At 60.2% G+C, this 9,376-nt stretch carries 6 protein-coding genes; 5 read left to right on the top strand and 1 reads right to left on the bottom strand.

What is annotated here, in order from left to right:
* Positions 1-125: 125 nt before the first annotated feature.
* The 5 genes from RTI30_RS10375 to RTI30_RS10355 all read left to right on the top strand — a co-directional run bounded on the left by RTI30_RS10375 (position 126) and on the right by RTI30_RS10355 (position 8,747).
* Positions 126-374, top strand: coding sequence for a hypothetical protein (locus RTI30_RS10375; RefSeq protein WP_312263197.1), 249 nt, complete (start codon positions 126-128; stop codon positions 372-374).
* A gap of 12 nt (positions 375-386) precedes the next feature.
* The gene (locus RTI30_RS10370) at positions 387-3,287 is read left to right on the top strand and encodes a DUF1156 domain-containing protein (protein WP_312263198.1); all 2,901 of its coding nucleotides are present in this window, start codon (positions 387-389) and stop codon (positions 3,285-3,287) included.
* A 10-nt stretch (positions 3,288-3,297) separates the two neighbouring features.
* Entirely contained in the window at positions 3,298-4,161 is an 864-nt protein-coding gene (locus RTI30_RS10365) for a hypothetical protein (protein ID WP_312263199.1), read from the top strand.
* Positions 4,158-6,986: a DUF499 domain-containing protein gene (locus RTI30_RS10360; RefSeq protein WP_312263200.1), complete on the top strand. Its 2,829-nt coding sequence runs from the start codon at positions 4,158-4,160 to the stop codon at positions 6,984-6,986. Before RTI30_RS10365 ends, RTI30_RS10360 begins: the two co-directional genes overlap by 4 nt.
* Positions 6,987-7,139: 153 nt before the next feature.
* The gene (locus RTI30_RS10355; RefSeq protein ID WP_312263201.1) at positions 7,140-8,747 is read left to right on the top strand and encodes a sodium:proton antiporter; all 1,608 of its coding nucleotides are present in this window, start codon (positions 7,140-7,142) and stop codon (positions 8,745-8,747) included.
* Positions 8,748-8,800: 53 nt separating this feature from the next.
* Here the strand turns inward: RTI30_RS10355 and RTI30_RS10350 are convergent, their stop codons facing one another.
* A complete protein-coding gene (locus RTI30_RS10350) occupies positions 8,801-9,118 on the bottom strand; it encodes a hypothetical protein (RefSeq protein ID WP_312263202.1) in 318 nt (105 codons plus the stop codon).
* Positions 9,119-9,376 lie beyond the last annotated feature (258 nt).

Raw genomic sequence — 9,376 nt, 5'->3', positions numbered from 1 at the left:
CTACCCGGTAAAACCCCCGGATCCGGTACCCGACATGTTGAACCTGCATGGCACTCCTCCCTCGCCAAAGAAGTGCCAAAGGTTTGTGAACTTATGCAGCCGAGCAGCGTTTCCGGAGGCCAGCCATGCAGCGCGTGATGGCCTACGTGGACGGCTTCAACCTCTACTTCGGGTTGAAGGATTCCGGCTTCTTGCGCTTTTCCCAAAAGCGCATTGTCGTTGCCTTTCCGCCCAGTCGTTATTCGAACGAACTCAAGCGCTGCGCCAACGGCTACCTCACCATGGGTGAAGACAAGCTGCGCGCCAGCCAGCTGCCCGAACAACTCGTCAAGCCCGATGGCTACGTGCTCGCACGCCCTGCCAGCTGGCGCTGAAGGACTTTAAGAATGACCAGCATCAAAACCCCCAAAAAACTCATCGAAGTCGCACTCCCCCTCGATGCCATAAACGCCGCTGCCGCGCGCGAGAAGTCCATCCGCCACGGCCACCCCAGCACTCTGCATCTGTGGTGGGCACGCCGCCCGCTGGCCGCGGCGCGGGCGGTGATCTTTGCCCAGATGGTCAACGATCCCGGCTACGAGCGCCACTTGGGCCGCGGGGTGAACAAGCAGCAGGCGGCCCTTGAGCGCGAACGCCTGTTCAAGATCATCGAAGAGCTGGTGCAGTGGGAAAACACCAACAACGAAGAGGTGCTCTCGCGCGCCCGCGCCGAGATCTGGAAAAGCTGGCGCGAAACCTGCGCCCTGAACAAACACCACCCGCGCGCCGCCGAACTCTTCAACCCGGACAAGCTGCCCGCCTTTCACGACCCCTTTGCCGGCGGCGGCGCCCTACCTCTGGAAGCCCAGCGCCTGGGACTGGAGAGCTACGCCTCCGACCTCAACCCCGTGGCGGTGCTCATCAACAAGGCGATGATCGAAATCCCGCCGCGCTTTGCCGGCAAGCGGCCCGTCGGACCCCTTCCCCAAAGAGAAAAACAGATACCGCTGAACGAGGACTGGAGGGGTGCCAAGGGCCTCGCCGAAGACGTGCGCCGCTACGGCCAGTGGATGCGCGACGAGGCCGAAAAGCGCATCGGGCATCTGTATCCGAAGGTTGAAATCACCCCCGAACTAGCCCAAGACCGCCCCGACCTCGCGCCCCTGGTCGGCCAGAAGCTCACCGTTATCGCCTGGCTGTGGGCGCGCACGGTCAAAAGCCCCAACCCGGCCTTCAGCCACGTGGACGTGTCGCTCGTCTCGACCTTCGTGCTCTCCAGCAAAGCGGGCAAGGAAGCCTATGTCCAGCCAATCATCGACGGCGACGCCTACCGTTTTACTGTCAGGGTCAAGGGCAACCTCGATTTCGACCCGGCGGCCTACGCGCGGGCGAAGAGCGGCACCAAGCTGGCGCGAGGCGCGAACTTTCAGTGCCTGATGTCGGGCGCGCCGATTGCGCCCGAACACATCTACGGCGAGGCACAGGCTGGGCGCATGGGCGCGCGGCTGATGGCCATTGTCGCGGAAGGCGCGCGCGGGCGGGTCTATCTGGCACCAACGCCGGAGCACGAGGCGGCGGCACTGAAGGCAAAACCCGATTACAAGCCCGATGTCGCGATGCCTGAGAACCCACGCTGGTTCTCGCCGCCGCTTTACGGCCTGAAGACCTACGGCGATCTCTTCACCCCCCGCCAACTGGTGGCGCTGACCACGTTTTCTGATTTGGTGACGGAAGCGATTGAAAAATGCCGCCAAGACGCCATTGCCGCAGGCATGCCTGATGACGGCATCGGGCTGGATGCTGGCGGAGCCGGTGCGACGGCGTATGCACAGGCGGTGGGGGTGTATTTGGCGTTTGCGGTCAGCAAGACGACTAACAGAGCAAGCACGCTATGCACCTTTAAGATTGGGGTTGAGTGTCCCGGCGATACGTTTGCACGACACGCCCTAGCAATGTCATGGGACTACGCGGAGGCGAACGCCGTGTCTGGACCCACTGGCTCTTTTGAAAGTATGGTCAAAAATACTGTTGCTGGCCTTTTATCGAATGGCGCGATCCCATGCGCCACTGGCAATGTTTTGCAGTCTGATGCCTCTCACCAATCGATCAGTGACTGCAAGGTCGTTTCTACCGACCCGCCCTATTACGACAACATCGGTTATGCCGACCTGTCGGACTTTTTTTACGTTTGGCTGCGCCGCTCGCTCAAGGCCGTCTTTCCCGAGCTCTTTGCCACGCTGGCCGTGCCCAAGGCCGAGGAGCTGGTCGCCACGCCTTACCGCCACGGCAGCAAGGAGGCCGCGGAAAAGTTCTTCCTCGACGGCATGACCCGCGCCCTGCAGCGCCTGGCCGAGCAGGCGCATCCGGCCTTTCCCGTCACCATTTACTACGCCTTCAAGCAGTCCGAAACCCAGGATGCCGAGGGCACCAGCAGCACCGGCTGGGAGACCTTTCTGGAAGCCGTGATTCGCGCGGGTTTTGCCATCACCGGCACCTGGCCGATGCGCACGGAACGTGAGAATCGCAAAATAAATCAGGGGGCTAACGCCCTTGCCTCCAGCATTGTACTGGTCTGCCGCCATCGCGCGGCCGATGCGCCGGTGGCCAGCCGCCGCGAGTTCCTGCGCGAGCTCGATGCCGCCCTCCCCGAGGCGCTGGAGGCCATGACCCGCGGTGGGGTCAATTCGCCGGTGGCGCCGGTGGATTTGTCCCAGGCCATCATCGGCCCGGGCATGGCCATCTTTTCCCAATACGCCGCCGTGCTCGAAGCCGACGGTAAGCCCATGGACGTGCGCGGCGCCCTGCGCCTCATCAATCGCTTTCTCTCGGAGGACGACTTCGATCCCGATACGCTTTTCTGTTTACAATGGTTTGAGCAGCGCGGCTGGGCCAGCGGCAAATACGGCGATGCCGACGTTCTGGCCCGCGCCGTGGGCACCAGTGTGGCCAGCCTGCAGCAACACGGGGTCGTGGAGTCGGGCCGGGGTGAGTTGCGGCTGCTGCGCTGGGCCGAGCTTGCCGAAGTCCAGCGCCCCCAGCGCGACAGCCCCGTCTGGAGCGCCCTCCACCACCTCATCCACGCCCTGAACCGAGGTGGCGAAAACGAAGCCGGCAATATCCTGGCCCACATCCCCGAACGCGCCGCCGCCATCCGTGCCCTGGCCTACCGCCTCTACACCCTCTGCGAGCGCCAGAGCTGGGCCGACGAAGCCCGCGCCTACAACGAACTCGTCACCGCCTGGAGCGGCATCGAGCAAGCCGCCAGCCGCACCGGCCACGCGGGTACGCAGATCATCTTCGACGTGTAAGGAGGCCTCTATGTGGTATGTCACGATCTCTCAAGATATTATGCCCGACAAGCGTGGAGACGGATGGGAAGAGTTGAAGATTGCTAGCGGTTCTGTGCAGTTCTTCCAAGATCCCATTCTCTCAGGATTCCGGGGCTACATGCTCGAGAGCAAAGGGTCTAGGTTATGGAAAATTCGTTTTTTTGAAGGTTCGGATTTTAAGGAAAGCTTGTTTGTACGTTTTTCTAGAACGGAGCCGGAAAAAGACAACGAACATTTATTCCAAGCTTTCTCGGATGAATTTTCTGGGGACACGCCAAGTCCAGATCAAGTGGAACGCGCTTCCCAGTGGTTGCGAGAATCAAACTCCATCCTCCTTAAGGATTATACCACAAAGAATGCAAATTATCTTTTCCTGGACGGTCACGGCCTAGCCACGTTCTCTAAAGGATCGAAGAGCAATTCTTCAGAAGATTGCCCTGCGCGCTTCCAAAGGTACATTATACTCCTGTGTCTCTGCGCGGCCTATAAGTTGCGCATAGAAAAACTCATAAACGAATTAGCCGAAGCCCAAGATGACTGCACAAAACTCAATGAGATAATCAAGAATGCATACAGATTTTCTGCCCGCCACTATTTTCGACATCCTGTGCGCATGAAGAATATAGAATTACCTTTTGTATGGGATGAAATCCGCGACCGCATGCGACTCCAAGAGTATTTCGATGAGTTTCTCTCGCAGGCGAGCGCACTGCATCACCTAGTGGCAGATGAAGAGCGAGAACGGCAGCGGGCGCATCAAGAGAAGCTGTCCAACCGGATGACTCTGGCCCTAGTCCTTCTTGCGCTGTTGACTCTTGTCGAATCGCTGCCGCTTGTTGGAGTGCATCAATGAATCTGCGACCCTGGCGAGAAATTGCCGTCCCTCACGAGGATGTGCTCCGCGGCACCTTTCAACAGGCCGAGTTTGCCGCGGACTTGTCGCGCGTACATGCGGGCACCGCGGCGCCGCATTACCAAGACCCCGCCCTCTTTTTTCAGCGCACTTTCACCACCGAAGGCATGCGCCTCTTGTTGGACTCCGTGGTCCGGCGCCTCGCGGGCAAAGGTGGTGATCCGGTCATCCAGCTACAGACCGCTTTTGGCGGCGGCAAGACGCATACCCTGCTGGCCGTCTACCACTTGGCCAAGGGGTTAGCGCCGGTTAGTGAACTGCCGGGAGTCGCGCCCATTCTCGATGCCGCCGGGATCAGCGAACTGCCGCGCGCCCGCATTGCTGTTTTGGACGGTGTCAAGTCTTCGCCCAATCAGCCCGTGGCGCACGATGGCGTGCTCGTACACACGCTCTGGGGTGACCTGGCCTGGCAGTTGGGCGGAGCGGAAGGATACGACTTGGTGGCCGAGGCCGACCGCTCGGGCACCTCGCCCGGCAAAGCCGTGTTGGAAACCCTCATCGCCCGCTACGCCCCCTGCGTCATTCTCATGGACGAGCTCGTGGCCTATGTGCGCCAGTTTGAGGAGGGTAAGAGCCTGAGCGGAGGCACCTTCGATTCCAATCTCTCTTTTGTTCAGGCCCTGACGGAGGCGCTCAAGGGCGTGCCTACCGCCGTGCTCTTGGCCTCGCTGCCGGAGTCGGACAAAGAGGCCGGAACCCAACGCGGTGTGCGTGCCCTGGAAGCCCTGGCCCACTATTTTGGTCGGGTACAGGCCTTGTGGAAACCCGTAGCCACCGAAGAGGCCTTCGAGATCGTTCGCCGACGTCTATTTACACCAATTGCTGATGGCGCAGCCCTGGATGCCGCCTGCCGCGCTTTTGTCGACTTTTACGACGATCATCGCGACGATTTTCCTCAGGAAGTGCAAGAGAGTCGCTATCTGGAGCGGATGCGGCGCGCCTACCCCATTCACCCCGAAATCTTCGATCGGCTTTACGAGGACTGGTCGTCCTTAGAGGGCTTCCAGCGGACCCGCGGGGTGCTGAAGATCATGGCCAAGGTCATTCATCGCCTCTGGAAGGACGGCAACAACGACCTGCTCATCCTTCCCGGCGGTCTACCGCTGTACGACCCCGATGTGCGTAACGAACTACTGTATTACCTGCCAGCGGGCTGGGACCCGGTCATCGAGCGCGATGTTGACGGAGAGCGGGCCGAAACCACAGAGATCGAAAGCCTAGACACCCGCTTTGGTAGCGTGCAGGCTTGTCGCCGTTGTGCCCGCAGCATTTTTCTCGGCAGCGCCCCGAGTACGGCAAACCAATCGGTGCGGGGTCTGGAACTCGAGCGGGTACTGCTAGGTGCGATGCAGCCGGGGCAGCAGACGGGGTTGTTCCGCGATGCCCTGCGCCGCCTGGGTGAGCGCTTGCATTACCTCAATCAAGGGAACCATCGCTTCTGGCTGGATACCCGCCCCAATCTCCGGCGCGAAATGGAGGAGCGCAAAAGGCGCCTCAGCGACCGGGAGGACGTGCTACCCACCCTCCGGGGCCAGCTGCAGAGCGCCTTGGGCAGGAATTTATTTCCGAGCGTGCATATCTTTGTCGACAGCAGCGACGTGCCCGATGATTGGGCGCTGCACCTAGTGGTTCTGCCTCCCGATGCTGCCCATCACCGCAACGGCCAGGGCAACGCCACCACCCGCGCCCTAGAAATCCTCAAAAAACGGGGGGAGCAACCGCGCTTCAAACAAAATCGTCTGATTTTTCTGGCGGCGGATCAAGATACCGTATTACGCCTCAAGGACCACGTGCGCTCCTTTCTGGCTTGGCGCAGTATCGTCGAGGATTACCAGCACAATCGTATCGTCCTCGACAACCTCACCGGCCAGCAGGCCATCGACAGCTCGCGGCAAGGCGAAGAAGTGCTGCGACGCGCGCTGCGCGAGTCGTATCGCTGGATCTTGGCTCCCGTTCAGCAGGCGCAACCGGGGAAGCCGCTTTCCGAGATACAATGGGAGGCCTTCGCCACCAACCCCGGCAATACGCGCTGGTCGGAAGAAATCGAGCGAGTGTTGGAAGAAAATGAGCTCGTCATTCGCAAGTGGGCGCCCATCCACCTTCGCACCATCCTGCGCAATTGGTTCTGGAAACCCGACCATCCGGCCGCCAATGCGGCAAGCGTCTGGCAGCAATGTTGCCAGCAGCTCTATCTGCCGCGCCTGGCCGACGATCGGGTGTTCTTTCAGGCCATTGCCGCCGGTGCAGGAGATCCCGAGTTCTTTGCCATCGCGCAGGGGCAAGAAGACGGTCGCTACGTTGGTCTCGTGCTGGGCAAGCCTACCGTTCCCATTTTCGATACTGCGCTGCTGCTCGTCGAGCCGGCCGCTGCCGCCGAATACCAACGCGCACACATGCCTACAGCGCTCACTACCGGTGACGGGGTTTACATGGCTCCAGAGCCGGGGGCTCAGCCCACTCCGGGGGTCGAGGAAGGCAGTCATCCGCAAAGTTACCCAACTACCCCTTCCGAAACAGCGGCAAAATCGCGCAAGACCCGATTCCACGGCAGCATGGAAATCGACCCGCTTCGTGCCAAACAGCAATTTTTGGATCTCGTGGATGAGGTGCTGCAGCACTTTACGCTAGATCCCAATATCCATCTGAGCATTTCCGTAGAAATTCAGGCACGGTCAAGCAACGGCTTAAGTGAGAGCTTACAACGTATAGTTCGGGAAAATAGCCGGGTACTACGGTTCAAGCACGCAGAATTCGAGGAGGAGTAGTCTCTGGAAACATGAGAAGCCATAGCGCCACAAGCGGGCGTTTTAGGTAAGATCCCTCAGTTTTCCATTCCTGCAAAACGCCAAAGCTGCGACTATGGGTGCTGCCCTCCTGTGGTACCCTGGGCCATACTGGACCTCTTTGATGGGCGTTGCATGCACGTAGAATTGGTGCTGATTCTGTTGTTTGGGGCGGCGATCATCCTCTCGGTGATTGCCAGCCGCCTGTATATTCCCTACACCGTGGCGCTGGTTTTGGGCGGCCTGCTGATGGGCTCGCTGCAAATCATCGCGGCGCCGGCCCTGACCCAGGAGCTGCTTTTTTCGCTGTTTTTGCCGGGGCTGATTTTTGAGGCGGCTTTTCATTTGCCGGCCCGCGAGCTGTGGCGGGAACGCCTCAATGTGCTGGGCTTGGCGGTGCCTGGGGTGCTCATTTCCATTGTCGTCACGGCTGCCGCCTTGGTCTTTGGTACCCGCCTGCTTCCCCACGGTCTTGAAACGGTCATTCCCTTTACGATCGCCTTGGTCTTTGCGGCGACGGTGGCGGCGACGGATCCCATTTCGGTGGTGGCGCTCTTCCGCGAATTGGGGGCGCCTTCTCGCCTCACCCTGCTGGTGGAGGGAGAGAGCCTGCTCAACGACGGTACCGCCATCGTGTTCTTCTCTCTGCTACTCGGCCTCGCGCTGGGCCAGCACAGTTCGGTGGCCGGACTGAGTCTGGAGTTTGGCAAAGTGGTAGGCGGTGCATTGATCATCGGGCTGGTCATCGGCTCGCTGGTTTCCGAGGCAATCAAGCGCGTCAATGATGGCATGGTCGAAATTTCCCTGAGCCTCGTGGCCGCCTGGGGCAGCTTTCTCGCCGCCGACCAACTGGGGTATTCCGGAGTCATCAGTTGCGTGGTGGCGGGCCTGGTCTGCGGCAACTATGGTGCGCCGCGGGGGATGTCGCCCTCGGTGCGCATCGCCGTCAACACCTTTTGGGAATATATTGGCTTTGCCTTCAATTCATTGGTCTTTTTGCTGGTGGGCTTTACCATCCACCTCGAGACCCTGCTGCAGTTTTGGCCCCTTATCCTCATTGCCTACGTCGCCATCACCATCGCCCGCGCGGCGGTGATTTTTGCGATCACGGCCCTCACCAGCCGCACGCGGGTGCGTATCCCTTTGCGTTGGAATTTCGTCCTCGTTTGGGGCGGGGTGCGCGGCGCCCTGTCGATGGTACTCATCCTTGCCCTACCGGCGCAGTTTCCCGAGCGCAATCTCCTCGTCAACTTGGTCTTTGGGGTGGTCTTGCTGACCATTTTGGTCCAGGGATTGACGATGACGCCGGTGGCGACTTGGCTAGGAGTGATTCACCCTCAACGCGATCGTTCGAAACGGGCGGAAGAACGCATGCGCCTGCATCTCGCCCAGCACGCGCAGGCGCAACTGAGCCAACTGCGTAAGGAAGGGCTTTTGGGGGAAGAGGCCCTGCGTCTCCTCGAGGCGCATTATCATCTTCAGGGCGAGCGGGCGCGGGAGGCCTTGCAGCAATCTGCAGAAGACGCCAGCGAGGGGTGCGAGCAAGAGACGATCATGGTGCATCGACGATTATTGCTGCAAAACCAGCAATTGCTGCTGGAGGCTTGGCAAAAAGGCGAAATCAGCAAGGAAGTGCATGATCGCTTGGGCGCCGACCTCGATGCCGAGCTGATCGCCCTCGATTCTCAGCCGCAAAACGTACTCGCGCAGCTGCGCGAAGCGGCGCAGGCGGAACAAACATAAACGGGCGAGGTTTGACCCCCGCCCGCGGTGTGCGGTAGCTACGCGCAGCAGGATCAGCGCATGCCGCGTCCGCCGCCCATGCCACCCATCATACCGCCACCCATTCCGGCGCCGTGCATTGCGCCCATGCCATTACCTTGACCGGTCATACCCTGCTCTTGCGCCCGCGACTGCATTTGCTCACGGTGCTCTTGCCGCAACTGCTGCCGGGCTTCTTCCGAACCGGCGGAGCGCATGGCATCGCGGTGCTGCGCGCGCTCCTGCTGGGTCATCATCTGACCGCTTTGCACCATACTGCCCTCGGTGGTGGCAGCAAAGGCCATTGGCGCGGCCATGAGCAGGGCCAGAAAAATCGTTCCTTGCTTTTTCATCACTTACGCTCCTCAAGTTGTCCGTTGATAGATTGGGCAGCCCTCTTTTCGGCTGCCAAGGTCGATCATAGGAGTTCGTTAACTTTTTTCCAGGAATTTTCTGTGAAAATGCATTACGCGAGGGACCAAGGCGCGAAGGCCCTTGGCCGCACCAAGCCGTTGCCGCGGGGTATGCATAAGTTCACAAACCTTTGGCACTTCTTTGGCGAGGGAGGAGTGCCATGCAGGTTCAACATGTCGGGTACCGGATCCGGGGGT

This window comes from Candidatus Igneacidithiobacillus taiwanensis (genome assembly GCF_031962545.1).
GTDB lineage: Bacteria > Pseudomonadota > Gammaproteobacteria > Acidithiobacillales > Acidithiobacillaceae > Igneacidithiobacillus > Igneacidithiobacillus taiwanensis.
Note: the sequence above shows the minus strand (reverse complement) of the source record. Positions and strands in the feature narration are given on the sequence as shown.